The 25,315-nt window shown below is 54.2% G+C and carries 27 protein-coding genes, 2 pseudogenes and 1 riboswitch; of the genes and pseudogenes, 15 read left to right on the plus strand and 14 right to left on the minus strand.

The annotated features are described in order from the left end of the window. Positions 1-84: 84 nt before the first annotated feature. Positions 85-567, minus strand: a complete 483-nt coding sequence (locus ACLQ7H_RS01735; RefSeq protein WP_411751180.1) for a kinase inhibitor — start codon at positions 565-567, stop codon at positions 85-87. Between the two features lie 75 nt (positions 568-642). Further along, positions 643-1,917 (minus strand): adenosylmethionine--8-amino-7-oxononanoate transaminase, encoded by a 1,275-nt coding sequence (gene bioA / locus ACLQ7H_RS01740; protein WP_411751181.1) that lies wholly within the window; start codon positions 1,915-1,917, stop codon positions 643-645. A 91-nt stretch (positions 1,918-2,008) separates the two neighbouring features. On the opposite strand from bioA, the gene bioB reads away from it, so the two are divergent. The 4 genes from bioB to bioD are packed head-to-tail and all read left to right on the plus strand — an operon-like array spanning position 2,009 to position 5,621. Next, entirely contained in the window at positions 2,009-3,046 is a 1,038-nt protein-coding gene (gene bioB / locus ACLQ7H_RS01745; RefSeq protein ID WP_024483117.1) for a biotin synthase BioB, read from the plus strand. After that, a complete protein-coding gene (gene bioF / locus ACLQ7H_RS01750; protein WP_411751182.1) occupies positions 3,046-4,197 on the plus strand; it encodes an 8-amino-7-oxononanoate synthase in 1,152 nt (383 codons plus the stop codon). Before bioB ends, bioF begins: the two co-directional genes overlap by 1 nt. Then, positions 4,181-4,948 (plus strand): malonyl-ACP O-methyltransferase BioC, encoded by a 768-nt coding sequence (bioC, locus tag ACLQ7H_RS01755; RefSeq protein WP_411751183.1) that lies wholly within the window; start codon positions 4,181-4,183, stop codon positions 4,946-4,948. Before bioF ends, bioC begins: the two co-directional genes overlap by 17 nt. Further along, positions 4,941-5,621 (plus strand): dethiobiotin synthase, encoded by a 681-nt coding sequence (gene bioD, locus ACLQ7H_RS01760; RefSeq protein WP_411751184.1) that lies wholly within the window; start codon positions 4,941-4,943, stop codon positions 5,619-5,621. Before bioC ends, bioD begins: the two co-directional genes overlap by 8 nt. A 26-nt stretch (positions 5,622-5,647) precedes the next feature. Here bioD and ACLQ7H_RS01765 read toward each other — a convergent pair whose 3' ends face one another. Further along, the gene (locus ACLQ7H_RS01765; protein ID WP_411751185.1) at positions 5,648-6,358 is read right to left on the minus strand and encodes an ABC transporter ATP-binding protein; all 711 of its coding nucleotides are present in this window, start codon (positions 6,356-6,358) and stop codon (positions 5,648-5,650) included. Between the two features lie 177 nt (positions 6,359-6,535). On the opposite strand from ACLQ7H_RS01765, the gene ACLQ7H_RS01770 reads away from it, so the two are divergent. From ACLQ7H_RS01770 to ACLQ7H_RS01780, 3 genes are all read left to right on the plus strand, one after another. Further along, complete coding sequence (locus ACLQ7H_RS01770; RefSeq protein ID WP_411751186.1) at positions 6,536-6,829, plus strand: hypothetical protein; 294 nt, start codon at positions 6,536-6,538, stop codon at positions 6,827-6,829. A 593-nt stretch (positions 6,830-7,422) separates the two neighbouring features. Then, a complete protein-coding gene (uvrB, locus tag ACLQ7H_RS01775) occupies positions 7,423-9,435 on the plus strand; it encodes an excinuclease ABC subunit UvrB (protein WP_411751187.1) in 2,013 nt (670 codons plus the stop codon). A gap of 113 nt (positions 9,436-9,548) precedes the next feature. Beyond that, positions 9,549-9,794 carry a VF530 family DNA-binding protein gene (locus ACLQ7H_RS01780; protein WP_021180393.1) on the plus strand — a complete coding sequence of 82 codons (246 nt, stop codon included), beginning with the start codon at positions 9,549-9,551 and terminating at the stop codon, positions 9,792-9,794. On the opposite strand, the gene yvcK is transcribed toward ACLQ7H_RS01780, so the two are convergent. Beyond that, the gene (gene yvcK / locus ACLQ7H_RS01785) at positions 9,791-10,708 is read right to left on the minus strand and encodes a uridine diphosphate-N-acetylglucosamine-binding protein YvcK (RefSeq protein WP_411751188.1); all 918 of its coding nucleotides are present in this window, start codon (positions 10,706-10,708) and stop codon (positions 9,791-9,793) included. The two genes, ACLQ7H_RS01780 and yvcK, sit on opposite strands and share 4 nt — an antisense overlap. A gap of 263 nt (positions 10,709-10,971) precedes the next feature. After that, a riboswitch (molybdenum cofactor riboswitch) is annotated at positions 10,972-11,114 on the plus strand. On the opposite strand from yvcK, the gene moaA reads away from it, so the two are divergent. The 6 genes from moaA to ACLQ7H_RS01815 all read left to right on the plus strand — a co-directional run bounded on the left by moaA (position 11,105) and on the right by ACLQ7H_RS01815 (position 14,808). Next, complete coding sequence (gene moaA, locus ACLQ7H_RS01790; protein WP_411751189.1) at positions 11,105-12,088, plus strand: GTP 3',8-cyclase MoaA; 984 nt, start codon at positions 11,105-11,107, stop codon at positions 12,086-12,088. Its footprint overlaps the riboswitch before it by 10 nt. Positions 12,089-12,280: 192 nt before the next feature. Beyond that, positions 12,281-12,793 carry a molybdenum cofactor biosynthesis protein B gene (gene moaB / locus ACLQ7H_RS01795; RefSeq protein ID WP_411751190.1) on the plus strand — a complete coding sequence of 171 codons (513 nt, stop codon included), beginning with the start codon at positions 12,281-12,283 and terminating at the stop codon, positions 12,791-12,793. A gap of 3 nt (positions 12,794-12,796) precedes the next feature. Beyond that, positions 12,797-13,276 carry a cyclic pyranopterin monophosphate synthase MoaC gene (moaC, locus tag ACLQ7H_RS01800; RefSeq protein ID WP_071683176.1) on the plus strand — a complete coding sequence of 160 codons (480 nt, stop codon included), beginning with the start codon at positions 12,797-12,799 and terminating at the stop codon, positions 13,274-13,276. After that, positions 13,273-13,518 (plus strand): molybdopterin synthase sulfur carrier subunit, encoded by a 246-nt coding sequence (gene moaD / locus ACLQ7H_RS01805; RefSeq protein ID WP_411751191.1) that lies wholly within the window; start codon positions 13,273-13,275, stop codon positions 13,516-13,518. The genes moaC and moaD overlap by 4 nt, the downstream gene beginning before the upstream one ends. Before the next feature lie 2 nt (positions 13,519-13,520). Beyond that, the gene (moaE, locus tag ACLQ7H_RS01810) at positions 13,521-13,973 is read left to right on the plus strand and encodes a molybdopterin synthase catalytic subunit MoaE (protein ID WP_411751192.1); all 453 of its coding nucleotides are present in this window, start codon (positions 13,521-13,523) and stop codon (positions 13,971-13,973) included. A gap of 127 nt (positions 13,974-14,100) precedes the next feature. After that, positions 14,101-14,808, plus strand: a complete 708-nt coding sequence (locus ACLQ7H_RS01815; protein WP_248946152.1) for a Bax inhibitor-1 family protein — start codon at positions 14,101-14,103, stop codon at positions 14,806-14,808. A gap of 273 nt (positions 14,809-15,081) precedes the next feature. Here ACLQ7H_RS01815 and ACLQ7H_RS01820 read toward each other — a convergent pair. The 7 genes and pseudogenes from ACLQ7H_RS01820 to ACLQ7H_RS01850 all read right to left on the minus strand — a co-directional run. Beyond that, positions 15,082-15,576, minus strand: a pseudogene (locus ACLQ7H_RS01820) (DUF3164 family protein); the annotation flags it as partial. A gap of 11 nt (positions 15,577-15,587) precedes the next feature. After that, positions 15,588-15,770: a hypothetical protein gene (locus tag ACLQ7H_RS01825; protein WP_308872869.1), complete on the minus strand. Its 183-nt coding sequence runs from the start codon at positions 15,768-15,770 to the stop codon at positions 15,588-15,590. After that, the gene (locus ACLQ7H_RS01830; RefSeq protein WP_411751193.1) at positions 15,771-16,064 is read right to left on the minus strand and encodes a hypothetical protein; all 294 of its coding nucleotides are present in this window, start codon (positions 16,062-16,064) and stop codon (positions 15,771-15,773) included. It lies immediately after the preceding gene. A gap of 8 nt (positions 16,065-16,072) precedes the next feature. Further along, positions 16,073-16,324, minus strand: coding sequence for a hypothetical protein (locus ACLQ7H_RS01835; protein WP_411751194.1), 252 nt, complete (start codon positions 16,322-16,324; stop codon positions 16,073-16,075). A 10-nt stretch (positions 16,325-16,334) separates the two neighbouring features. Next, positions 16,335-17,228, minus strand: a complete 894-nt coding sequence (locus tag ACLQ7H_RS01840; RefSeq protein ID WP_411751195.1) for an AAA family ATPase — start codon at positions 17,226-17,228, stop codon at positions 16,335-16,337. A gap of 2 nt (positions 17,229-17,230) precedes the next feature. After that, positions 17,231-19,291 (minus strand): Mu transposase C-terminal domain-containing protein, encoded by a 2,061-nt coding sequence (locus tag ACLQ7H_RS01845; RefSeq protein ID WP_411751196.1) that lies wholly within the window; start codon positions 19,289-19,291, stop codon positions 17,231-17,233. Positions 19,292-19,293: 2 nt separating this feature from the next. Next, positions 19,294-19,530 carry a transcriptional regulator gene (locus tag ACLQ7H_RS01850; protein WP_308872182.1) on the minus strand — a complete coding sequence of 79 codons (237 nt, stop codon included), beginning with the start codon at positions 19,528-19,530 and terminating at the stop codon, positions 19,294-19,296. A gap of 181 nt (positions 19,531-19,711) precedes the next feature. On the opposite strand from ACLQ7H_RS01850, the gene ACLQ7H_RS01855 reads away from it, so the two are divergent. Next, a complete protein-coding gene (locus ACLQ7H_RS01855; protein ID WP_411751197.1) occupies positions 19,712-20,338 on the plus strand; it encodes a helix-turn-helix domain-containing protein in 627 nt (208 codons plus the stop codon). 377 nt (positions 20,339-20,715) lie between these two features. Here the strand turns inward: ACLQ7H_RS01855 and ACLQ7H_RS01860 are convergent. The 3 genes and pseudogenes from ACLQ7H_RS01860 to cecR all read right to left on the minus strand — a co-directional run. Then, positions 20,716-21,825, minus strand: a pseudogene (locus ACLQ7H_RS01860) (ATP-binding cassette domain-containing protein); the annotation flags it as partial. Between the two features lie 9 nt (positions 21,826-21,834). Further along, on the minus strand, positions 21,835-22,821 hold the full coding sequence (gene hlyD, locus ACLQ7H_RS01865) for a secretion protein HlyD (protein WP_411751198.1): 987 nt from the start codon (positions 22,819-22,821) through the stop codon (positions 21,835-21,837). A gap of 27 nt (positions 22,822-22,848) precedes the next feature. Further along, positions 22,849-23,547 carry a transcriptional regulator CecR gene (cecR, locus tag ACLQ7H_RS01870; protein WP_411751199.1) on the minus strand — a complete coding sequence of 233 codons (699 nt, stop codon included), beginning with the start codon at positions 23,545-23,547 and terminating at the stop codon, positions 22,849-22,851. Between the two features lie 324 nt (positions 23,548-23,871). Here cecR and rhlE point away from each other — a divergent pair, with 324 nt between their 5' ends. Continuing rightward, on the plus strand, positions 23,872-25,245 hold the full coding sequence (rhlE, locus tag ACLQ7H_RS01875) for an ATP-dependent RNA helicase RhlE (protein WP_411751200.1): 1,374 nt from the start codon (positions 23,872-23,874) through the stop codon (positions 25,243-25,245). Positions 25,246-25,315 lie beyond the last annotated feature (70 nt).

The raw sequence follows: 25,315 nt of genomic DNA on the forward strand, positions 1-25,315 counted from the left end.
TTGGAAACCGCCCTATGTGGGTGGGCGGGCTGGAAAAATATGCGGTTAAAAAGGGGGCCGACGCGCTGCGCCCCTCAACGTTTCTTAGCTGTATTTTACCGTCAACGTTGCTTTGCCAAGGCTATGGAAGTGGATGTTAAAACCGACCATTGCGCCGCTTGCCTCTGCGTCCACTGGAATGCTTTCCACGTCCAACGCATGCACGGTGAACTGATAACGATGGCTTTCCCCCTGCGGCGGAGCCGCGCCACCGTAACCGGCCTTACCGAAATCGGTACGGGTTTGCACTGCGCCAGCCGGTAGACCCGGTTTGCCGGAACCCGCACCTTGTGGCAGTTCATGCACGCTTGCCGGAATATTGGCGACGACCCAGTGCCACCAGCCGGAGCCGGTAGGGGCATCGGGATCGTAAACCGTGATGGCAAAGCTCTTGGTGCCTGCTGGTGCATCTTCCCAGGCCAGATGAGGAGAGAGGTTATCCCCGTGGTAGCCCATGCCGTTAAATACCTGCCGCTCAGGCATTTTTGTACCGTCTTGCAGATCGTTGCTGTACAAACGAAAAGCCATAATGACTCCCAGTTGTCTAAAATACCGAACCCCTAAGCTAGATCGGTTTGCCGCCACAATACAACCTTAAAACCGTTACTCCACCGCAGCAGCAATCGCCGCCGTCAGCTGAGTGAGTTGTTCCGGCGTAATGATATAAGGCGGCATCAGGTAGATCAGTTTACCGAAGGGCCGGATCCATACGCCGCGTTCGACAAATCCACGTTGCAGTAACGCCACATCCACCGGTTGATGCATCTCCACCACGCCAATCGCCCCAAGCACCCGCACGTCGGCCACCTTGGATGATGCTACCAGTGGTAACAACTGCTGTTTAAGCTGTGTTTCAATGACGGCTACCTGATGTTGCCAGCGATTCTCCTCCAGCAAGGACAGGCTGGCGCAGGCGACGGCACAGGCCAGCGGGTTGCCCATAAAGGTTGGCCCATGCATAAAGCAGCCAGCGGCCCCGTTACTGATCGTTTCAGCTATGCGGCGCGTAGTCAGGGTGGCGGAAAGGGTCATATAGCCACCGGTTAGCGCTTTGCCCAGGCAAAGAATATCCGGCACCACGTCGGCATGTTCGCAGGCAAACAGTTTGCCGGTGCGGCCAAAACCGGTGGCAATCTCGTCGGCAATCAGCAGGATCTGGTGGCGATCGCACAGTTCCCGCACGCGTTGCAGATAGGTTGGGTGATAGATACGCATGCCACCAGCCCCTTGCACCACCGGCTCCAGGATCACGGCGGCAATTTCCCCGGCGTGCTGCTCCAGTAGCTCGGCAAACGGAACAATATCCTGTTCGTCCCAAGGCTGGTCAAAACGACATTGAGGCGCGGTAGCAAACAGGTGTGCAGCCAGATAGCCCTGATACAGACTGTGCATGGAGTTGTCTGGATCGCAAACCGACATCGCGCCAAAGGTATCGCCGTGATAGCCATGGCGTAAGGTCAGAATACGTTGCCGCCGTTCGCCACGGGCCTGCCAATATTGCAGCGCCATCTTTAACGCCACCTCCACCGCCACCGATCCAGAATCTGCCAGGAATACGCACTGCAAAGCTTCCGGCGTCATTGCTACCAGCTTGCGGCACAGTTCGATTGCGGCGGGATGGGTAATGCCACCGAACATCACGTGCGACATTTTCTCCAACTGCTGCACGGCTGCCTGATTCAGTTGCGGATGATTGTAACCGTGGATCGCCGCCCACCAGGAAGACATGCCATCCACCAGCAGGCGGCCATCATCCAGTTGCAGCTCGACGCCGCTGGCGGACACCACCGGATAGCAAGGCAAGGGCTGGGTCATGGAGGTGTACGGGTGCCAGATGTGGCGTCGATCGAATTCGATATCGCAGGGAGAGACAGACATTAATAGTAAACCAAATTTTTACAGAATGGTTGACAGTATAATCGCAAACTCTACACTGACGACACTTTTTTCCCTTTTGGAGACGCCGTAAATGGCCGACCGCATTCATTGGACAGTGGGGCAAGCCCAGGCCCTGTTTGATAAACCCCTACTCGAACTGCTGTTCGAAGCACAAACCGTTCACCGCCAACATTTTGATCCGCAACAGGTGCAGGTTAGCACGCTGCTGTCGATCAAAACCGGTGCCTGCCCGGAAGACTGTAAGTACTGCCCGCAAAGTTCGCGTTATAAAACCGGCCTGGAATCCGAACGGCTGATGCAGGTGGAACAGGTGCTGGAATCGGCGCGCAAGGCCAAAGCGGCCGGCTCGAGCCGTTTCTGTATGGGAGCCGCCTGGAAAAACCCGCACGAGCGCGATATGCCTTATCTGCAACAGATGGTGCAGGGCGTCAAGGCGATGGGGATGGAAACCTGCATGACGCTGGGCACGCTGGATGGTGCGCAGGCGGAACGGCTGGCCGAAGCGGGGCTGGATTATTACAACCATAACCTGGATACCTCGCCGGAATTCTACGGCAACATCATCACCACCCGCAGCTATCAGGAACGCCTGGATACCTTGGATAAGGTGCGTAACGCCGGGATCAAAGTCTGCTCCGGTGGGATTGTCGGGCTGGGCGAAACGGTGCGTGATCGCGCCGGGTTGTTGGTGCAACTGGCCAATCTGCCCAAGCCGCCGGAGAGCGTGCCGATCAATATGCTGGTGAAGGTGAAAGGCACGCCGTTGGCGGATAATGATGACGTCGATCCATTTGACTTTATCCGCACCATTGCCATTGCCCGCATCATGATGCCGACATCCTACGTCCGCCTGTCGGCAGGTCGTGAACAGATGAGCGAGCAGACCCAGGCGATGTGCTTTATGGCCGGGGCCAACTCCATCTTCTATGGCTGCAAATTGCTGACCACGCCTAACCCGGAAGAGGATAAGGATCTGCAACTGTTCCGCAAGCTGGGCCTGAATCCGCAGCAAACCGCCACCGAACAGGGTGACAATCAGCAGCAGCAGGTGCTGACCGAGCAGTTGCTGCACGCCGATACCGCTGAATTCTACAACGCGGCGCTGTAATGAGCTGGCAGCAACGGATCGCACAGGCGTTGGAGGAGCGGCGCGGGGCTGCTGCTTATCGTCAGCGGCAGGTGAATCAAGGGGGTAATGGCCGCTATCTGCAACTCGACGGCCAGCGCTATGTGAATTTTTCCGGCAACGACTATCTGGGCCTGAGCCAACACCCTGAGGTGATCGCCGCCTGGCAGCAGGGGGCGCAGCGCTACGGCGTTGGCAGCGGCGGTTCTGGCCACGTTACCGGTTTTTGCCATGCTCATCATGAGCTGGAGCAGCAGCTGGCAGAGTGGCTCGGCTACCCGCGTGCGTTGCTGTTTATCTCCGGCTATGCGGCTAATCAGGCATTGCTCGCTGCCCTGATACAGGCTGACGATCGCATTCTGGCGGATAAGCTCAGCCACGCCTCCTTATTGGAAGCGGCCACTCACTCACCGGCGCAGCTGCGGCGTTTTCGGCATAACCAGCCCCAGGCATTGGAGATCTTGCTGCAAAAAGAGTGTGCGGGCCAACAGTTGGCGATCACCGAAGGCGTTTTTAGCATGGACGGTGATAGCGCTCCGTTGGCCGAGTTGCATCGGTTAACGCAGCAGGCCGGTGCCTGGCTGATGGTAGATGATGCACACGGCATTGGCGTGCGTGGCGAGCAAGGGCGCGGTAGTTGCTGGCAGCAAGGTGTGCGCCCAGAGGTGCTGGTCGTGACCTTTGGCAAGGCATTCGGCGTCAGCGGCGCGGCGATCCTCTGCGATGAACCGTTGGCGGAATATCTGCTGCAATTCGCCCGCCATCTGATTTACAGCACCGCGATGCCACCCGCTCAAGCCTGTACCTTGCAGGCGGCGTTAGGCTGTATTCAGCAAGGGGACGAGCTACGTGGTCGGTTGCAAAAACACATCCAGCATTTTCGTGCCGGAGTGGCGGGCCTGCCGCTAACGTTAAGCGCGTCGGATACCGCTATCCAACCGTTGTTGGTGGGGGATAACCAACAGGCGCTGGATTTGGCGCAGCGGCTGCGAGAGCAGGGGTTGTGGGTTAGCGCCATCCGTCCACCGACGGTGCCACCGGGGGGCGCGCGGTTACGCATTACGCTCACCGCTGCACACCAGCCACAGGATATCGATCGCTTGCTGGAGGTACTGCATGACGTCTGCCATTGATACGGTGAACAAACAGGCGGTAGCCGCCGCCTTCAGCCGGGCAGCGGCGAGCTACGATACCGCAGCGGTGCTGCAACGGCAGGTTGGTGAACGCTTACTGGGGATGGGGCTGTCTCATCCAGGCCAACAGGTATTGGATGCCGGTTGCGGCACGGGCTATTTCAGCCGCCGTTGGCGTGAGCTGGGCAAGCAGGTCAGCGCGCTGGATCTGGCACCGGGCATGCTGGCATTTGCCCGCCAGCAGCAAGCGGCGGATCGCTATCTGCTGGGGGATATCGAACACATTCCTTTGCCGATCTCCTCGGTGGATATCTGTTTTAGCAGCCTGGTGGTGCAGTGGTGCAGCGTTTTGCCCCTGGCGCTGGCTGAGTTGTATCGGGTGACGCGGCCCGGTGGGCTGATCCTGTTTTCTACTTTGGCTCAGGGGGCTTTACACGAGTTAGGCGACGCCTGGCAGCAAGTCGATGGCGAACGTCATGTGAATGACTTCCTGCCCCCAACTCAGATCGCCGCCGCCTGTCATCCCTACCGGCACCAACTTACGGCAGATTGGCAAACGCTCAATTATCCCGACGTGATGACGCTGATGCGATCGCTAAAGGGCATCGGCGCGACTCATCTACATCAAGGCCGTGAAGCTGGCCTGCTTTCCCGCCAGCGGCTTGCCGCGTTGCAGGCAGCTTACCCTTGCCGGGACGGGCAGTTTCCTCTCAGTTATCATCTGGTTTATGGAGTGATTTATCGTGATTAAGCGCTGGTTCGTCACCGGAACCGACACCGAAGTGGGCAAAACCGTGGCCAGCAGTGCCTTGTTACAAGCCGCCTGCGAGGCGGGGTGGCGCTGTGCTGGTTATAAACCGGTAGCGTCAGGCAGTGAGATGACCGATGAAGGGCTACGCAACGGCGATGCGCTGGCGCTACAGAGAAACAGCAGCGTAGCGCTGGATTACGCCGTAGTGAACCCTTACACCTTTGCCGAACCGACCTCGCCGCATATTGTCAGCCAGGCCGAAGGGCGACCTATCTCGTTGGCGCGGCTTTCCGCCGGTTTACGCCATCTTGAACAGCAAGCAGATTGGCTGTTGGTAGAGGGCGCAGGCGGTTGGTTCACCCCGCTTTCTGAGCATGAAACCTTTGCTGACTGGGTCCAGCAGGAGCAACTGCCGGTGATCCTGGTGGTGGGCATCAAGCTGGGCTGCATCAATCATGCTCTATTGACTGCGCTGGCGATCCAACAGTCAGGCCTGACCCTGGCAGGCTGGATCGCCAATGACGTTACCCCGCCAGGAAAACGCCATCAAGAGTACCTTGCCACTCTTTGCCGCCTATTGCCTGCCCCCCTGTTGGGCGAGATCCCACATTTACCGCAGGTAGAACAGCAGGCATTGGGACAGTACCTCGATTTAACCAGACTGAACCCTTGACCAGATGGCCCACGGAAGGGCCAGATTCACACCGTCAGATAGGCATCAATCAATCCCTCATCCAGTTGCCCCAGAGTGCCATTGGCCACGTTACGGCCTTTATCCATCAGACAGAAGCGGTCTGCCAGATGACGGGCAAAAGGGAGTTGGTGCTCAACCAGTAAAATGGTCATACCCAACTCCTGATTCAGCTTACGGATCACCTGGCCAATCTCCATCGCCAGGGAAGGTGACATACCGGCGGTTGGCTCATCCAGGATCAGCAGTTCCGGCTCCAGCATCAGAGCGCGGCCTATGGCTAGCTGCTGTTGCTCACTTTGGCAAAGGTCACCCGCACGGCGCATACGCATCGCCTGCAGCCGGGGGAACAACTGGTAAATGATGGCGGGCATACGGCGGACCTTGCCACGCCCGGCCAGCAAGGCCACCTGCAGGTTTTCTTCTACGCTCAGTTGGGAAAATATTTGTCGCCCTTGTGGCACGTAACCAATGCCCAGTAACGCCCGGTTTTCTACCGGCTGTGGCAACAGGTTTTGCGGTGGCTCATCTGCCAACTGCCAGGTCATACTGCCGCTGACGATCGGCAGGTGTCCCATGATGCAGTTGATCAGCGTGGTTTTACCCACCCCATTGCGGCCAAGCAACAAGGTACATTGCCCGCGAGGCAACTCAAGGCTGACATCCCACAGCGTATGCTGTTGTCCATAATATTGATTTACCGCCCGTAAGCTTAACATTTGGCATTTCCTCCAAGACCGATATTCACGTATGGATAACGTTGACCGCCGCAAGCGGTGTCTCTCCCGGGTGTGGAAAATGCTGTGCTGATTACCCTAATCGCGGCTCAGGCTAAAAAATTGGAAAATGGCCGCTAACGGTCGTTTGGCGGCTCTAGGGGGGCTTTTTGGTATGCAATGAACTTTTCGCCGAAGATAACCGAGCTGGCTGCGGCCGGTTTTAGTCTGAATTTACCGGTTCTTCTGCAAGGTAACGCCCCCGAACCAGGAAATGCAATTCCCAGGCCATCAGGTGTTGCGCAACAAAAAAAACGGTTTGTTATTGTTTTGTTAACTGTTTGGGCCCGGTACGCAGTGGGGCTCTACCAGGGCCAGAAGGTTAACTTGGGCGTTTTTTGCACCGTTACCGTGCGGCATGGCAAGCTGTTGGTGCAAGCCCTAAAGGTTGTTGCCGCAACTTGCAACCCCTGAAAAGCAAAATAGCTAAAAGAGCGTTTTCGTTATCACGGCTTTTAGCATTAATCGGCATAACCAAAGCAGAATTATTGTAAAAAAATAACTAAAAAACCGACTCAGTTGACGTTTCATTGGGAAAAGCGTTCTTTCCACAACTCCCGCCCCCCATGGGGTAGTGAGAGTTATCCACTATTCCTGTGGATAACCTTGTGCATTATACTTAGAAAAGCAGTGTGAACAGAGAGCGGGCGCGGGTTGTGCGCAGGTTGTCCGCATTCTCGTCTTTTTATTAAATTCATTTAATATCAATAGGTTATTTAAAATCAAGCCAACGAATATCGATAACGTGCCGATGGGCGGTTTTTCAGCGCAATCCGGGCCAAAAGTTAATTTGTAACGCATTCTGGGGATAACAGGGTGATTGACAATAAAAATGTCATGGTATTGTCACCTTGCCGGTGCGTTCGCGCCCCGTTAACGGCCGTAATAGCGTAAATCCGCTTGAAGCTGGTTTTATATCCAGTATCATGGGCACTGGCGGAAATCTTCCGGTCTTTCCATAATTAGGCCGCTACCGTCTGGCCGCAAACCTGAAAGATGATGGGGATATGAGCAAACATTTCAAACTGCATTCCGAATTCAAACCGGCCGGCGATCAGCCGCAAGCCATCCAAAAGCTGGAAGAGGGCCTGGAAGACGGCCTGGCGCATCAAACGCTGCTGGGGGTAACCGGCTCGGGTAAAACCTTTACCATCGCCAATGTGATCGCCGATCTCAACCGGCCCACCATGGTGCTGGCGCCCAACAAGACCCTGGCGGCGCAGCTGTATGGCGAGATGAAAGAGTTCTTTCCCGAGAATGCGGTGGAATATTTTGTCTCCTACTACGATTACTATCAGCCAGAAGCCTATGTGCCTAGCTCCGATACTTTTATCGAGAAAGATGCCTCGGTAAACGAACATATTGAGCAGATGCGCCTGTCGGCCACCAAAGCGCTGCTTGAGCGGCGTGACGTGGTGGTAGTGGCTTCGGTTTCCGCGATCTACGGTCTGGGCGATCCGGATCTGTACCTGAAAATGATGCTGCACCTGACCAAGGGCATGATCATCGATCAGCGTTCGATCCTGCGCCGTCTGGCCGAGCTGCAATATACCCGCAACGATCAGGCTTTCCAGCGTGCCACCTTCCGCGTACGTGGCGAAGTGATCGACATTTTCCCGGCGGAATCGGATGAGCTGGCGCTGCGCGTTGAGCTGTTCGACGAAGAGGTCGAACGCCTGTCGCTGTTCGATCCGCTAACCGGCCAGATTGAGCAGGTGGTGCCACGCTTTACCATCTACCCCAAATCTCACTACGTCACCCCGCGCGAACGTATCGTGCAGGCAATGGAAGAGATCAAGGTGGAACTGGCCCATCGGCGCAAAGTGCTGCTGGAAAACAACAAGCTGCTGGAAGAGCAGCGCTTGACGCAGCGTACCCAGTTCGATCTGGAAATGATGAACGAGTTGGGTTACTGCTCCGGTATCGAAAACTACTCGCGCTATCTTTCCGGGCGCGGTGAGGGTGAGCCACCGCCAACTCTGTTCGACTACCTGCCCGCAGACGGATTGTTAGTGGTGGATGAATCCCACGTTACCATCCCGCAGATTGGCGGCATGTTCAAAGGCGACCGCTCACGTAAAGAGACGCTGGTAGAGTACGGTTTCCGTCTGCCTTCGGCGCTGGATAACCGGCCGATGCGTTTTGAAGAGTTTGCCGCTGCGGCACCGCAGACCATCTACGTGTCCGCTACGCCGGGCAAATATGAGCTGGAGAAATCCGGCGGCGATATTATCGATCAGGTAGTGCGCCCAACCGGCCTGCTGGATCCGATCGTGGAAGTGCGCCCGGTCACCACTCAGGTGGACGATCTGCTTTCCGAGATCCGCAAGCGCGTGGTCATCAACGAGCGCGTACTGGTCACCACGCTGACTAAACGCATGGCAGAAGACCTGACGGAATACCTGGAAGAGCACGGGGAGCGGGTACGTTATCTTCACTCGGACATCGATACGGTAGAACGTGTCGAAATCATCCGTGATTTGCGCCTTGGCGAGTTTGACGTGCTGGTCGGCATCAACCTGTTAAGGGAAGGCCTGGACATGCCTGAGGTGTCGCTGGTGGCGATCCTGGACGCAGATAAAGAAGGCTTCCTGCGTTCTGAGCGTTCACTGATCCAGACCATTGGCCGAGCGGCACGTAACCTCAACGGCAAAGCAATCCTGTATGGCGACAGGATCACCGATTCCATGGCCAAGGCGATCGGCGAAACGGAACGCCGCCGCGCCAAGCAGCAGGCGCATAACGAAGCCAACGGTATCGTGCCTAAGGGCCTGAACAAGAAGGTGTCGGATATTCTGCAACTTGGGCAACCAAGCAGCCGTGGCAAGCACAAAGGAAAGGGCAAAGCGGCAGAGAGTGCGGCGCAATACAAGCTGCTCACCCCCAAAGCGCTGGAACAAAAAATCCAGGAGCTGGAGGCGCAGATGTATTCTCATGCGCAGAATCTGGAGTTTGAACAGGCCGCTGCGGTGCGTGATGAAATCCACCAGCTGCGTGAGCAGTTTATCGCGCTATCATAGCGGCACTGCGCTGAATCTAAGGGGCGTGGTATGCACGCCCCGGTAAATTTTCTTGCCGTACGCCCGTTTGCTGATTAAGGTGTGCGCCCCAAGTATTGAGACGAGTAGCCGTCATGACTGCAACCCCATCTAAAGATCCGTTACACGGCATCACGCTGGAGCAACTGCTGAACAAGCTGGTAGCCCAATATGGCTGGAACGGGCTGGCAGAGCGTATTCGCATCAACTGTTTCAGCAGCGATCCGAGCATCAAATCCAGCCTCAAATTTTTGCGCCGCACCCCGTGGGCACGCAAACAGGTAGAAGATCTCTACATCGACAGCGTTAGCGATAATCCTTGGCTCCGCGGTCAAGATTAAGCGCGGCTAGCTAGCTGCACCAACGCGGTATCCAGCGCCTGGCGTAATAGCTGACGATCGTGGCGATACGGGATATCGCTGGCTTCCAGTGGTTGTTGCACCACAATGCGATCCTGTATTGCGCTGGCATCCACCGCCGGGCCAACGATCACGGCGTCAATCATTTTACGACCGATCTTCTCTTCAAGCAGCGCCAGTTTATCTTGCAGCGTCAGTGCGGCTGCGGCAACGCTCAGCTCGCGGCCCAGGTTACCGATATACACCATATTGGCGCTGCTGCGGCGCAGGGCCTGAGTCAGATCCTCAAGCAGCAACAATGGCATCAGGCTGGTAAGAAAACTGCCTGGCCCGATCAGGATCAGGTTGGCCTGCGCGATTGCCTCAACCGCTTCACGGGTGGCGTGTACCGGTGGAGAGAGCAGCAACTCTTGCGGCATGATCCTCAGTTGATCGATATTCACTTCACCGTAGACCTGGTGTCCTTCATGATCGTGGGCCATCAGATCGACCGGCTGTTCCGACATCGGGATCAGTGCCGCGTCGATCTTCAGCAGGCTACGCACCAGATTGATCGCCTCCAGCGGGCGCACGCTCAGGTGATCCAAGGCTTTCAGCATCAGATTGCCCAGGTTATGCCCCGCCAGTTCTCCGTTGCCGCTAAAACGGTATTCAAACATCGCCGAGGCGACGCTAGGCTCAGTAATCAGCTGATTGAGGCAATTACGGGTGTCACCCCAGGCAATGCCGCCTTCGGAACGGCGGATGCGGCCGGTAGAACCGCCGTTATCGGTAGTGGTGACAATGCCGGTCAGGCGAGAACCCAACGACGACAGCGAAGACATCACACGGCCAAGACCATGACCACCACCTAATGCCACGACGCGATCAAGATCGGCCAGGGTACGGTTGCGCATAAAATTCCTTAACTCAGGGTAGGTAGACTGCCTGCATAAAGTAGCGGATTTGACACAAAAACGCGATAAAGAGTGCGATTTGCGTGATTCTGGTCAATTCACTGGCGTAACGGTTGTTTATTATGGTTCTCAAGACTTGAGAGGGTGAGAAAACGCTGTATACACAAGTATATATCGTAAATCCACATTGGCTATCGCGGTTGTTTAGCGCTAGAATTCTCAGGAAAACCACGGTTTCGTTCCGGCTACTTGAGGTAGTGGGAATGGGATCAAAACTCCTAGCCTTGATACCTACGTTGTTCTTTGGAGCGATAGGGTATCCTGGCCGTGGCGATGTCAGCCACCAGGGTGCAGAGTGGAAACGCTCGCATCTCCCGTATTTGGAAGGTGTTACAGGTGCCGCAACTCATTGATGCTTTTGAGCGCAAATTCTACTATTTGCGCCTATCGATCACCGACGTGTGTAACTTTCGTTGCACCTACTGTCTGCCGGATGGCTATAAACCGAGCGGCAGCCCCAAGACCTTCCTCTCTCTGGACGAAATTCGGCGCGTCAGCCGTGCCTTCGCCGAACTGGGTACCGAAAAGGTACGCCTGACCGGCGGTGAGCCCTCTTTACGCCGCGATTTTACCGACATCATTGCCGCCGTGCGCGAAAACCTGGCGATCCGTACCTTGGCCGTGACTACCAACGGCTACCGTCTGGCGCGTGATGTGGCCAGCTGGCGCGATGCGGGCCTCACGGCGATTAACGTCAGCGTAGACAGCCTCGATGCACGCCAGTTTCATGCCATCACCGGCCAGGACAAATTCCGCCAGGTGATGGAGGGCATCGATGCCGCCTTTACCGCCGGTTACAGCAAGGTGAAGGTGAATGCGGTGCTGATGCGTGATGTCAACCATCAGCAGTTGGGCAGCTTCCTTAACTGGATCAAGGATCGGCCAATTCAACTGCGGTTTATCGAACTGATGGAAACCGGCGATGGCAGCGATCTGTTCCGTAAGCACCACGTTTCTGGCGAAGTGATCCGCCTGCAGTTGGAGCAGCAGGGTTGGCAGCGCCAAGCCCGCGGCCGCAGCGATGGCCCGGCGCAGGTATTCAGCCATCCGGATTATCAGGGCGAGATTGGGCTGATCATGCCGTACGAAAAAGATTTCTGTGCCAGTTGCAACCGCCTGCGGGTTTCCGCCATTGGCAATCTGCATCTGTGCCTGTTTGGTGAGCAAGGTATTACCCTACGCGATCTGCTGGCGGATGACGGCCAGTTGGAACAGCTGAAAATGCGTATTCATAGCGGGCTGCAAACCAAAAAGCAGACTCACTTCCTGCATCAGGGCAATAGCGGTCTCACGCAGAACTTATCGTTTATCGGTGGCTAGCTTTAACTCGATCGGTTCCCTCTCACTAAAGGAGAGGGTGACAGCGGTCTCACGTAGAACTTTTCGTTTTTGGTGGTTGATACGATTTCCTGTAGCAATGGGGAGCGCCAGAGGATTAATACGAGCTCGAACGGTTCCCTCTCCCTATGGGAGAGGGTGAGGGGTCATCGACAATTAGGAGCACAACACACAATGAGCCAAACCAGCAGTGAATTTATTGCGGCCAAGATTGCCATTCTGACCGTTTCGGATCGCCGCACTGAAGCGGAAGATACCTCCGGGCAATATCTACAAGAAGCGGTACAGGAAACCGGCCATCAGGTGGTGGCGCGCGCCCTGGTCAAAGACAATATTTACCAGATCCGTGCGCAGGTTTCCGCATGGATTGCCAGTGATGATGTGCAGGCCGTGTTGATTAACGGCGGCACCGGTTTTACCTCCGGGGACAATACGCCAGAAGCGCTATTGCCGCTGTTTGACCGTGAAGTAGAAGGGTTCGGTGAACTGTTCCGCATGGTGTCATACGAAGAGATCGGCACCGCGACCCTCCAATCCCGCGCCCTGGCCGGTATTGCCAACCAAACGGTGATCTTCGCCATGCCGGGCTCCACCCGCGCCTGCCGTACCGCCTGGGAACGTATTATTGAAGAACAGTTGGACGCGCGCCATCGCCCGTGCAACTTCTTACCCCATTTGAAGAAATAATCCATGACGCAGCTAACCCACATTAACGCCGCTGGCGAGGCCCATATGGTCGATGTCTCTGCCAAAGCGGAGACGGTACGTGAAGCCCGTGCCGAGGCCTTTGTAGAAATGCAGGCGGCAACGCTGGCGATGATTATCGACGGCAGCCATCATAAAGGCGACGTATTCGCCACAGCACGTATTGCCGGAATTCAAGCGGCGAAGCGCACCTGGGAGCTGATCCCCCTTTGCCATCCGTTGATGCTAAGCAAGGTGGAAGTACAGCTCGAAGCGCAGCCGGAATTTAACCGTGTGCGTATCGAAACCTGCTGCCGTTTGACCGGTAAAACCGGGGTTGAAATGGAGGCGTTGACTGCCGCTTCGGTGGCCGCGCTCACCATCTACGACATGTGCAAAGCGGTGCAGAAGGATATGGTAATTGGCCCGGTGCGGCTGCTGGCGAAAAGCGGCGGCAAGTCCGGTGATTTTAAGGTGGGATCATGATCACTATTCTGTTTTTCGCGCAGGTGCGTGAGCTGGTAGGCACCAGTACGCTGAGCGTTCCGGCACAGTACCTCACGGTGGAAGAGCTGCGTAAATCGTTGTGTGAACGCGGTGAGCGTTGGGCGCTGGCGCTGGAATCCGGTAAATTGCTGATGGCGGTCAACCAATCGCTGGTGGCCGCAGAGCATCCGCTGCAAGCCGGTGATGAAGTGGCTTTCTTTCCACCGGTAACAGGAGGTTAACAGTGGAAAATACTCGTATCCGCGTTGGCCAGGCAACCTTTAGCGTAGGTGAAGAGTACCAGTGGCTGGCACAGTGTGATGATGACGGCGCGGTGGTGACCTTTACCGGCAAGGTACGCAATCACAATCTGGGGGATGACGTCAGCGCGCTGTCGTTGGAGCATTACCCTGGCATGACTGAAAAAGCCCTGGAAGAGATCGTTGCAGAGGCGCGTGCTCGTTGGCCATTGCAGCGGGCAACGGTGATCCATCGCATCGGTGATTTATTTCCTGGCGATGAAATTGTGTTTGTCGGCGTGACCAGCGCCCACCGCAGCATGGCCTTTGAGGCGGCGCAATTCATTATGGATTACCTGAAAACCCGAGCTCCCTTCTGGAAACGTGAGGCGACCGGGCAGGGGGAGCGCTGGGTAGAGGCTCGCGATACGGATAAACAAGCCGCCAAGCGTTGGTAAATCGCGCCTCAACAGCGGAAATAAATCAATACCTTTGTCCGTTTCGCGTAGCGTATTCTGTGGTACGCTTACTGATGACTGGGGATGTTTCCCCCGAAACTTGGCTCACATGTAAAAGGTAACCGTCATGGACCGATATCCACGTAATGGTTCGATCGTTGAACGTGCCAACAGCGGCATTCAGGCTTATATGGCGCAGGTGTATGGCTGGATGACCTGTGGCTTGCTGTTGACCGCATTTGTTTCCTGGTATGCAGCGCATACGCCTGCGATCATCAACTTTATTTTTTCTAGCCAGATCACTTTCTTTGGGCTGATTATTCTGCAGCTAGGCCTGGTGTTTGTGATTTCCGGCATGGTTAACCGTCTGAGCGGCACCGTGGCCACTGGTCTATTTATGCTCTACTCGGCGCTGACTGGGTTAACGCTCTCAAGCATCTTTATTGCCTACACCTATAGCTCGATCGCCAGCACCTTCGTGGTCACTGCGGGTATGTTCGGTGCAATGAGCCTGTACGGCTACACCACCAAACGCGATTTGAGCGGTTTTGGCAGCATGTTGTTTATGGGGCTGATTGGTATTGTGCTGGCGTCACTGGTGAACATCTGGCTGAAAAGCCCGGCACTGATGTGGGCGATCACCTATATCGGCGTGCTGGTATTTGTTGGCCTGACGGCGTATGACACCCAGAAACTGAAAGCGATGGGCGAACAGCTGAATGCCGATGATAAAGATAGCTTCCGCAAATACGCTATCGTTGGCGCATTGACGCTGTATCTCGACTTTATCAACCTGTTCCTGATGCTCCTGCGTATCTTCGGCAACCGCCGCTAATACCCGTCGTCTTTCAAGCCGCAGCGTTGTTACCTGCACTATCTCACCCCAGTCACTTACTAAACGTAAGCTCCTGGGGATGAGATAGCTTGGCGCCTAGCTGCAACTTGAAATCCATAGGGTATCGTGGAGTCTTTTGTTCTTTCAGTTATCCATATAGAAGGTTAATGGAACAGCTTTTTAGTGCGGGCACTGTCTACGAACGTTCTCTCATCTTATTGAAAAATAAACCATTATTAACGTATTATTTAACCGTTAGTTAAAGACCGTTCCATTCTGGCTATCATAACGACGTAAAGCCAAAACACGCCCGGTGTTTATATTGCCTTCCTTGTCCGTGGAGAATGCCTCACTGATTAACATGTGAATTTCAGGGCGAACGCCTTCGGTCCAGCCTGAGATACATTCCTCAATTAATGACTTTGCAGCCTGCAAACGTTCGTCAAACTGGATTTTATCTTGCATGGCCCGCTGAATTTTGAAACGGCCGTCAAAGGTAAATAGTGTTACGTTACCTTTCGCACCACCTTTTTTAGCGCCGTATTTTTCAGCCGATAAATCTACAAACGCCTGAATATCGGCAAACGCCTTTAGTTTAAAATCAGACAGCACGGTATTAATGGCGATGGCACGCTCGACCATTTCACCGACCAGGCAATCGCGCTCCTTGTCGATTTCTTTAACAATGCTTTCAGGTGTCATTACACCTTTAGCATCAACCCAGTAACCCTCGGGTGCCTGTTGGCAGGTATATTGTTTAGTAAGCATAGATAACACCTCTATTTTTTAAATAACTCTGTAAGTTGTGTTTTAAGTGTGTCAACGTTTGCCGCTTCATCTTCAAAGCGTGCAGATAACCAGTTGTCCACATCTTCCCATTCAGCGCTTAAATTGCGTAGTTCCTTTGCAATGCGCTTCAATTGCCTTGCATGATAAGAAGCCAATTGCTTGTTTGTTGCCATTTATACCCACCTTAGAGCCGTAGTAGTTTCTGACCAAACAATGCGACAATCATTGATTTCAAAAACCCCCTGACGGCCGCTCCAGTTTTCAGATGATGAATTAATCTTGCAATACCTCGCTTTACCATCCCTAATCCATTCTTCACAGAGTGGACTTTTAACAATATTTACCACCACTTTTCCAGACCGGATGATCACATTCTGGATCGAGATTCCATTTTGCGTCATAGACTCAACGACCGGACCAGCCTTAAGCAACATAAGACTGATGTTTTCATTGCTGACGTGTTTCATATTGCCCCCTATAGATTATTGCGTTTCATGAATTCGATATCTTGCACGGTTACCGCCTGCCAACCTTTTTTATAGGTCGATTGGTATGTCGCGTTACGGCTGAATAATGGGACGATATTTGTATCTAACCCTTTTTTTTCAGCCGCCAGGCGCGCCCGGCGTCCATCGTCAAAAATGGTACGCAACTTGGCATTCTTTAATTCAGGATAAAAGCGTTTTAATAATTCAACTGGAGACAAATAACTGAGATTTGCACCCATAACACCTCCGCTAATTGATTAACATCCCCGCCACTTGCTTGATAATGGCGCTGCTAGGCGTACTGCCATTGATAGAGCACAATCGCACCGCACGTTTAAGCAATTTAGATAACCGGCGACCGTTACCGCGTGACTCGGTGTAAAGCACTTCCGCCAGCTCGTCGGCCTGGTCGGGTATTTGGGCCGCTGCAATAGCCACAATATCCTCACTCGGCAGGGTATTACCCAGATTGTGAGCATAGGCAACACGGCTAAAGAGCTGCTTAAACTCACCGCGCTGGCCTTTAAGGTTGATGATCAGGCGTGGCATACCCGCTAGCACCAGCCCTACGCCGGTTTTATCGTGGATCCGGCGCAATATCTCCAACGCCCGGTGGGGCAATAGCTCGGCCTCGTCAATAATAATTAGGCGACCGCTGTCACGCAGCTTACCCACAATGCCGCGCGTTAATTCGTGCATGTTACCCTGGGTAGGAACACCCAATTTTAGGCACAATTCCTCCAGGACAACGCGCGCTGTATAACAAGGATCCGCTTCCAACAATAAAACGTCGGAATGATTCGCGGCGTAATGTTTAAGGGCCATTGTTTTACCTAACCCGGCCTCGCCATATAACACCTGAATTTCACAATCAATATGCGCCAGGCGGATAAACTCAAGGATTCGGCGCGCCGTATGCGTTTCGACAAAACCCGCATTAATTTGGCGTGCAGCTACTTTTTTTTCCTGTGTCCGCTTGATATATTGGTCAACAGCCGTTTCTACGGCGGTCGCATCACCACGATATTTACCCTGCAAGTATTGGTTAATTGTGGCCGGGCTGAGTCCAACAGCCCGAGCCACTGCCGCCTGAGTCATATTTTCATCTAACATAAAATCATGTAACTGTTTTGCCGCATTCATAATTACTCTCCTATCGCGCGATTTTTACGTTGTTGCCGTTCCCACTCGTCCCGATCGGACTCAAATTCAAAGAGCGGTTGAGGGGTATCGCTGATTACTTCCGCTGGAATTAATGCGCCAAAATCAAAGGCAGGTTCCAACGTTGGGTTAAGTTCATCTTTCGCTGCTGTGATTTTTTCCTCAGCGCGTTTAATCATGCCGCCAACACGTTGTTTCTGTTTGTGGTCAACAGCGGTAACAGGGAACGCGGCGCGGGTGTTGCCGTTCCAGATAGCGTCACAAATATACGTGCCATCCATGCGGCGAACGATAACGCTAGCGCCGTCGTGAATGTCATAACTGACGATTACCTCGTTTCCGTGCTCTTTCGCCAAGTCCAGCGAGAAATAGTTATTGTTAAATATTTTAATCATCCCGCGATCGACCTTACGGATCATTTGTGGCCGGAACATATCGCGTAACTCAATATCAGAAAGCTGCTCTATTGCTGTCTGTTCGGTTTCAATTACAAATTTCCGGTATTCTGCCGGGGTAAAATGCAAACCATCAGAGCGACGTGGGAGGCCGGTGTGTCTGTGCTGGAAGTTGTACCAGTCGATTACACTCGCTATCACGTCTAACAACTGTTGCCAGCTCGGTAACTTAGCTAAAGCATTCTTTTGTGGGGTTGATAATTCTTTGCCGTTCTTGAGTGCCACACTAGCGGCTCTAATTGCACGGCTGGTTATCCTGTATGTTTCCCGGTCTGCCCCTGGCCCGTAATAAGTGGCGAATTGCTTCGCTATCTTGTCGGGGATCACTTTGTTTATACGTTCAATAATGCCGCGCCCTTGCGGGTTGCCGGGTATACCGGTTCGGTGATCCACACCAAGGCGCGGCAATATCCCAGTAATAGGGGCATCCAAGATAAGGTTTTTTTCACCGCCGCCATTATCTGAATAATAAATATCGGGTTTACCGTGATGCGTCATGCCATGACGCAAGGCATCAGCGACCGCAAACACGTTTTCAGACAGTGCCAGACTCCACCCGGTTAAATAGCGCGTCCGGCCATCCATAATCAAGGTGATCTCCGGGCTGAATGGCTGCCCGTGGATAGGGTGCGCCACTTCAACGTCCATATTGTGGCCGTCACCAATCCACACACCATTAACAGGCATTTGCTCCCAGTCGCGCACGGTGTAAGGGTTGATAGAACGCCAGGCCGAGCCAGTTACACGGCCGCGCATCTTCTCAATCACCGGCATTTTATTGAGTGCCCGACGAACCGCATAGATAGATGGCAACGCGGCCAGCATTGACGGCTTATCGATAAAATCCGCTTTCCATTCGTCCCGAAATGCCTGGTATGCCTCGTTAATATTTAGGCCATGAGTGGTCCGGTAATGTGCCAGAAAACGCGGCAACCACCCGATCTGCTCTGGCCGCTTCGCTTGTGGGTGCGCTGGTGCCATCATTGCCAGCCGTTCGGCGGCGTTATCGGCCTTGCTGTAATCAATAACCCACTGATTGAGCGTGCGCGTACTGACCAGGCGGTTAGCGCCGCGTTTAGCATTACCTGCCGCGATGTTCTCAAGCAACGCAGGAGGCAGCGTACCGGCCCGCGCGTTCTCTACCAACCAAGTGATCGCCTTAATGCGCGAAAAGCGCATGGTGTGCTCCAGGCGCATGATTTCGGCCACAACAGCACAACGGGCATCAACGATCGCGCGCTGTTTGCCGGTCAATTCGCGCACGCAGTTGTCCAGCACGGCGGGGCACTGACGAACGATAGCTAATTTCCCATCGATAGCCGGGCTGGCGTCGGCACGACGCCGTGCCGGTTTTGCGGCATCGCTGGCGACGGCTGGCGCGGACACAAGAGAGGCGATGTGCCGATCGCGGATGATGTTTTGCAATTCAGCAGGCAAACATTTAACGCTGTACTCAAAAGCTTTTGAGCCTGCGCGCTTTTGCTTCATATCTGGTGAATTACCAGCGAGTTTATTTAGCGCTGCGCGCACACCTTGTGCGGTGCGTGGCATCCCTGGTAGCCCGACCAACTCATTCACTGATATATACATTTTTACGCTACCTGACGTGTTGTGTAACGGCTCGGCCAAATCTGCGCCGGGGTTTTGCCTAGTGCATCGGCAATAATCTTTTCGCCTTTCGGGTATGGCCGATAGAGTGCGTTTTTCAACGTATCCGGGGCCATACCTGCATTTGTTGACAATGCACGCATCGTCAACCCGCACTTATGGAGTGCTGCCACAACGTCGATTCTGTGCCAGTCCATACAAACAATTTCATTTCTGGTCATAGTTCGATTACCCTAAAAAGTTAACCGTGCGGATAACCTGCGCGGCTTATCCGTCCAGATGAGTATTGATCCAAATAGTGGTCATGTAAAGCAAAAGACCTCGTTTCTTTGATCTTTTTTGTTTTCACTTTGATCTCTATTGTTTTCGATATTAATTTCAATTGGTTACGTGGAAAAGCAAATGAATGATAAAAAACAAGAGGATGTTTCTTTTCTATCTCAACGAAAAGAAAGCTTTAAAGAGCGTTTAAAGCAGTTGATAGGCAATCGAAGTGTAAGAGCGGCGGCTAGGGATTGGGGTTTTTCTTTTTCAACACTGAACAATTATCTAACCAAAAACACAGATCCCGCTCTTAGCAATGTTCAAGCAATAGCAAATAAAGAGCAGGTAAGCTTAGATTGGCTGGTATACGGGACTGAGAAGCCTGCGCGACAACCAACAGACCAACCAGAACGCGCTGTGGCGGCTGTGGATGATTTAAAGCGTGATTGGCTACGTATCTATGATCGGATGACTTTAGAACAGCGTGAGGCGGTCCTAAGTCATATTGCTTTGAATGGGATTAGGGCGATACTTCCAGGGGGGGCGGAAAATTCAGCATCAAACGGTCTTAATGATAGCGAACTGATTGAAATTGAAGATAATTTATTAAGGCATGGCGTTAATCGTACTACGGCCAAGGTCATAATGATGGCGCTAAATCTGCCATCTGAAGAAGTCAGAGAGATTTTCGAGGCTGCTGCTGCATCAGCACGGCTGAAATCGTCCCAGGCCAGCGCTATACGTGGTCAGGAAAAAAAGGCGTAGTAAAGCCGCTATGCGAGTTGTATCGCATAACATTGCGGGCTGTAAGTCCTTTTTTATAAACAGTTTTATTTTTTCAGGTGGGACATGTGATTGATTTTCTCCCTCAATTAAAACGGTTAATATCTGGGCGAAATTTGATCATAGTTGAGATTGGCTTAGTGAGTGGATAGTTAAGAAATTATTGCCGTTTAAATGATGTTTAAACTTTGCCATACCCCGCGCAAAGTTATGCAAAATTGAATGCAAAATATCGTATTTTTGCGCGTTTTGTTACAAACCTATGCAGAATCCAATTTTTACCGCCAGGCCGCTCCGGTCCTGGTTTCCTTCGAGTTTCTCGAGCCGCCCGACCTATGCAGAATTGATCACCACCCCACAGATTTGCCCGCGCCGTTGGGGCCGAGCAGGCCAAAAATCTCGCCGCGCTGCACCTTGAAATCCACATGGTCGGTGGCCGCAAAGTCGCCGAATTTTTTGGTCAAACCCTGTGCTTCGATCACCGTTTCCGAGCTGTCGCCCGTTACCGTGGGCATGATCTCGGCCAGGGCGGATTTGCTGTTCGGGCCGCCGCCCAGCAGATCGATAAACGCATCCTCAAAACGCGGATCGGCCTCGGTTAATTCGGCCTGTGGCAGATCCAGATCCCGTAATACCTGCTGATGATCTTCGTCCGGCTTGAGGATCAGCCGCAGATATTTCCCCTGGATCACGCCGTCGCTAACCGCAGGCAGACAGATCGCCCGCTGCAACAGCGATCGGTGGCTACCGGCTGGGGTATCGATCAGGATGGTGCGGCCAGCCATACGCTGGGTAAGATCCTGTGGCGCACCACTGAATAGCAACTCGCCCTCGTTCATCAGCAGCACTTCGCGGCATTGCTCGGCTTCGTCAAGATAGGAGGTGCTCCACAGGATCAGCATGCCGTCGTTGGCCAACTCATGCACCATTCGCCATAGTTCGCGGCGCGAAATGGGATCGACGCCGACGCCGGGCTCATCCAGCAGCAACACCTGAGGTTGGCCAAGCAGCGTACAGGCCAGCCCGAGCTTTTGCTTCATCCCGCCGGAAAGCTTGCCCGCCAGCCGTTTGGTAAAGCGGGTCAGATCGGTAAACGTCAGCAACCGTTCAAAGGTCTGTTTACGCAGATCGCCGGTAACCCCACGCAGATCGGCATACAGAGTGAGATTTTCCATCACCGTCAGATCTTCATACAGCCCGAACTTCTGCGGCATGTAGCCGAGAATAGCGTGCAACTGGCGATCCTGTGCGATCGGATCCAACCCGGCGACGGTCAGCTTGCCGCTGCTGGGTAGCAGCAGACCTGCCAACATGCGCAGCAGGGTAGTTTTGCCCGCGCCATCGGGGCCAACCAGCCCGGTCACCGCGCCACTGCGCAGCGTGGTCGTCAGGCTGGCCACCGCCGGTTTATCGAGTGATGGAAAGCGTTTTTCCAACGCCACCAGTTCAATCGTATGTGCCTGTGCCATCACGGTTCCTTACGGTTGTGAGAAATGGACGGTAACCGGCATCCCCTGACGCAAGGCGTCATCGGCATCGTTGACAATGATCCGCAGGCGGTAGACCAGATCGGTACGCAGATCCGGTGTTTCTACGCTTTTGGGGGTGAACTCCGCGGTGGGGGAAACAAAACCAATCTTGCCGTGATAAGGCTTGCCAGGGCGGCTGTCGGTTTCGATCAAGACTTCGGTACCTGGCGCAGCGCTACCCAGGCTGGTTTCATTGATGTAGGCGCGAACCCACACTGGGCGGGTCAGCGACAGGGTAAATACCGTGCTGCCAGCGCTGAGCATGGTGCCTGGCTCCACGGCTCGCGTCATAACCGTACCCACAGACGGAGAGAGCAGGGTGGTGTCATGCAGATCCAATTGGGCCTGCGCCAGTGCCGCTTCGGCTAGTGCCAGATTGGCGTTGGCCTGTTCGATTTCCTGCGGGCGGTTACCGGTCAGGTATTGCGACAGTTTGTCTTTCGACGCCTGCAGATTAGCCTGCGCCTGATTTCGTGCGGTGCGGGCATCTTCCAGGGCATCGGCAGAGGTGGCCTTTTTCGCCCATAGCCCCTGTTGGCGTTGGAAGAAGCTGTCGGCATAACTGAAGGCCGACTGCCGTTGCGCCACTTCGGATCGCACCTGAGCAATTTCCTCGTTGCGGTAGCCTGCCTGCAATAAATCCAGTTTGGCTTTGGCGCTGGCCACGTTGGCCTGTGCCTGTAGCAACGCGTTCTGGTAAGGAGCATCGTCCAGTTTGCCCAGCAACTGCCCCTGTTGCACGCTGTCCCCTTCGTCTACCGCCAGTGAGGCCAACCGGCCATTAACGCGGAAACCCAGGTTGACCGTGCGGATATCCACATTGCCATACAGCGTCAAAGGCTTGTCCTGCTGGCGTTGGTAAGACCAGAAACCGTAGGCCGCAGCGGCGATCAGCACGATCGCTATACCCACAATGGCAACTCTTTTCTTGTTCATAATGTTCCTTACTCGCAAGACGGAAAGTTAGACGGCGTAACGCTGGCGTAGCCCGTTAACCAGAATGTCGATATGTTCGGCCAGCACCTCGCTAATCTGCTTGGCTTCTTCTGCCGCGATCTGATGCCAGCCTGCCTGGCGTAGCAGGGTTTCCCGGCCAACGCGGAATGCCAGTACTTCACCGATCAGCGCATGGGTATGCAAGACGATTTTGGTGGAGCGCGCATCGATGCCGGTGTAGCCCGCTAACAGGCGACACAGTAAGTGATGCAGCGGGGCTATCACCTGCTGGTGGATCAGCGGGTAGGCATCGGTTGGCGAAAGCTGTTCGCGAGACATGATCTTGCTCAGGTTGAGCGTGTGGGGCTCGGTCATCAGTTGGCTGAAGGCCAGCAACCCGCTTTTGAGATGGTACAGATAATGCTCTGGCTGGCGTTGCTCTGCGGGCAGTTGATAGAAACGTTCGATCTCTTCGCTCAGTGGGCGGAAGCTTTGTTGGATAAAGTCGGCAATCCACTGGGCTACCGCCAGATACAACCCCTCTTTCGAGTTGAAATAATAGGTGATGGCGGCGATGTTCTGCCCGGCGCGCTGGGCGATTTGCCGCGTGGTGGCACCCGAAAGGCCATATTCGCCGAACACTTCAATCGCGGCGGTGAGCAGTTGTTGACGGGCTTGCTCACCCCGTTTAATAGGGCTTACCGGTTGGTTTTCCGCAGAGGACATTGGCTGACCTGAAAAGTTAATCAATCATATGATTAACTTTAGGCCGAGCTGGATAAAATGCAAACTTACAGGTCAGAACATTTTGCTTTTCCGTGAGCTTGCTCGGCGAAAAGTGCTGTGAACACGTAAAATTGCCTTTTCTTATTCGATTTCTGCTACACTCTCGCGCTTGGTGCACTGCAGTTTGTGCCAATCCCTCGAGGTCATGCCGAGGATGTGCCGCAAAAAAGTGCGAGTACCTCCTTATGCCCCGTCTGATCATCCTCCCGGAAACTGCACCGAACATTTGTTTAGGTTAGGGGGGATCTGGAGTTTTTCTCTACTATGTCATTTGAAACCCTCGGCTTAAGTGCTGAAATTCTGCGCGCTGTTGAAGAACAGGGCTATCGCGAACCTACGCCAATTCAACGCCAGGCAATCCCGGTGGTATTGGCAGGCCGTGACCTGATGGCCAGCGCCCAGACCGGCACGGGTAAAACCGCCGGTTTTACCTTGCCGCTGTTACAGCTGCTGAGCAAACACGATCATCCAATCAAAGGCCGCCGCCCGGTGCGCGCGTTGATCCTGACGCCAACCCGTGAACTGGCTGCACAGATCGGCGAAAACGTTGAGGCTTACAGCAAGCACTTGCGCCTGCGTTCGCTGGTGGTGTTTGGTGGTGTGAGCATCAACCCGCAGATGATGAAGCTGCGTGGCGGCGTCGACATTCTGGTGGCAACGCCGGGTCGCCTGCTGGATCTGGAACATCAACACGCGGTTGATCTGTCCAAAATTGAAATTCTGGTGCTGGACGAAGCCGACCGCATGCTGGATATGGGCTTTATCCATGATATCCGCCGCGTGCTGTCCAAGCTGCCTGCCAAGCGTCAGAACCTGCTGTTCTCCGCGACCTTCTCCGATGAGATCAAAGGGCTGGCCAGTAAACTGCTGACCAACCCGGCGTCGGTAGAAGTGGCTCGCCGCAACACCGCATCCGAGCAGATTGAACAGAGCGTTCACTTTGTCGATAAGAAGCGTAAGCGTGAACTGCTTTCCCAGATGATCGGTGAAGGTGATTGGAAGCAGGTGCTGGTATTTAACCGTACCAAGCACGGCGCCAACCATTTGGCCGAACAGCTGAATAAAGATGGTATCACCGCTGCAGCTATCCACGGCAACAAAAGCCAGGGCGCACGTACCCGCGCATTGGCAGACTTTAAAGACGGCAAAATCCGTGTGCTGGTAGCTACCGATATCGCCGCGCGTGGCCTGGATATCGATCAGTTGCCACACGTAGTGAACTATGAGCTGCCAAACGTACCAGAAGATTATGTTCACCGCATTGGCCGTACTGGCCGTGCCGAACGTACCGGTGAGGCGATCTCATTGGTCTGCGTGGATGAACACAAACTGCTGCGTGATATTGAGCGCCTGCTCAAGCGTGAAATTCCACGTATTGCCCTGCCAGGCTATGAGCCGGACCCAAGCATTAAGGCCGAGCCGATCATCAATGGTCGTCAGGCTGGTGGTGGCCGTGGTGCTCCACGTGGCAACGGCGGCGGCGCTCCGCGTACCGGAAACGGTGGCGGCCAGCGTAGCGGCAATGGCGGCGGTCAGCGTGAAAATCGCGGCGGCGGCAGTGCTCGCCCGCAGGGTGACGGCAAACCGCGTTCAGGTGCTCCGTCGCGCCGTCCGCGTAGCCATAAACCGTCTGAATAACCTTCTATACTCTATGGATTTCAAGTCGCCCACCTGCGGCTTGAAAGACGACGGGTATTGAGTTGATCTA

This window comes from Serratia sp. (in: enterobacteria), assembly GCF_046715635.1.
Taxonomy (GTDB): domain Bacteria; phylum Pseudomonadota; class Gammaproteobacteria; order Enterobacterales; family Enterobacteriaceae; genus Chania.

Coding starts and splice junctions, on each gene's coding strand:
- rhlE (WP_411751200.1), top strand. CDS start 23,872: ATGTCATTTGAAACCCTCGGCTTAAGTGCTGAAATTCTGCGCGCTGTT.
- moaC (WP_071683176.1), top strand. CDS start 12,797: ATGACGCAGCTAACCCACATTAACGCCGCTGGCGAGGCCCATATGGTC.
- yvcK (WP_411751188.1), bottom strand. CDS start 10,708: ATGCGCAACCGTACCCTGGCCGATCTTGATCGCGTCGTGGCATTAGGT.
- moaD (WP_411751191.1), top strand. CDS start 13,273: ATGATCACTATTCTGTTTTTCGCGCAGGTGCGTGAGCTGGTAGGCACC.
- cecR (WP_411751199.1), bottom strand. CDS start 23,547: ATGTCCTCTGCGGAAAACCAACCGGTAAGCCCTATTAAACGGGGTGAG.
- ACLQ7H_RS01815 (WP_248946152.1), top strand. CDS start 14,101: ATGGACCGATATCCACGTAATGGTTCGATCGTTGAACGTGCCAACAGC.
- ACLQ7H_RS01735 (WP_411751180.1), bottom strand. CDS start 567: ATGGCTTTTCGTTTGTACAGCAACGATCTGCAAGACGGTACAAAAATG.
- ACLQ7H_RS01840 (WP_411751195.1), bottom strand. CDS start 17,228: ATGAATGCGGCAAAACAGTTACATGATTTTATGTTAGATGAAAATATG.
- ACLQ7H_RS01770 (WP_411751186.1), top strand. CDS start 6,536: ATGAACTTTTCGCCGAAGATAACCGAGCTGGCTGCGGCCGGTTTTAGT.
- bioA (WP_411751181.1), bottom strand. CDS start 1,917: ATGTCTGTCTCTCCCTGCGATATCGAATTCGATCGACGCCACATCTGG.
- ACLQ7H_RS01845 (WP_411751196.1), bottom strand. CDS start 19,291: ATGTATATATCAGTGAATGAGTTGGTCGGGCTACCAGGGATGCCACGC.
- bioB (WP_024483117.1), top strand. CDS start 2,009: ATGGCCGACCGCATTCATTGGACAGTGGGGCAAGCCCAGGCCCTGTTT.
- moaB (WP_411751190.1), top strand. CDS start 12,281: ATGAGCCAAACCAGCAGTGAATTTATTGCGGCCAAGATTGCCATTCTG.
- ACLQ7H_RS01850 (WP_308872182.1), bottom strand. CDS start 19,530: ATGACCAGAAATGAAATTGTTTGTATGGACTGGCACAGAATCGACGTT.
- ACLQ7H_RS01830 (WP_411751193.1), bottom strand. CDS start 16,064: ATGAAACACGTCAGCAATGAAAACATCAGTCTTATGTTGCTTAAGGCT.
- ACLQ7H_RS01835 (WP_411751194.1), bottom strand. CDS start 16,324: ATGGGTGCAAATCTCAGTTATTTGTCTCCAGTTGAATTATTAAAACGC.
- bioC (WP_411751183.1), top strand. CDS start 4,181: ATGACGTCTGCCATTGATACGGTGAACAAACAGGCGGTAGCCGCCGCC.
- ACLQ7H_RS01855 (WP_411751197.1), top strand. CDS start 19,712: ATGAATGATAAAAAACAAGAGGATGTTTCTTTTCTATCTCAACGAAAA.
- hlyD (WP_411751198.1), bottom strand. CDS start 22,821: ATGAACAAGAAAAGAGTTGCCATTGTGGGTATAGCGATCGTGCTGATC.
- ACLQ7H_RS01765 (WP_411751185.1), bottom strand. CDS start 6,358: ATGTTAAGCTTACGGGCGGTAAATCAATATTATGGACAACAGCATACG.
- uvrB (WP_411751187.1), top strand. CDS start 7,423: ATGAGCAAACATTTCAAACTGCATTCCGAATTCAAACCGGCCGGCGAT.
- ACLQ7H_RS01780 (WP_021180393.1), top strand. CDS start 9,549: ATGACTGCAACCCCATCTAAAGATCCGTTACACGGCATCACGCTGGAG.
- bioF (WP_411751182.1), top strand. CDS start 3,046: ATGAGCTGGCAGCAACGGATCGCACAGGCGTTGGAGGAGCGGCGCGGG.
- ACLQ7H_RS01825 (WP_308872869.1), bottom strand. CDS start 15,770: ATGGCAACAAACAAGCAATTGGCTTCTTATCATGCAAGGCAATTGAAG.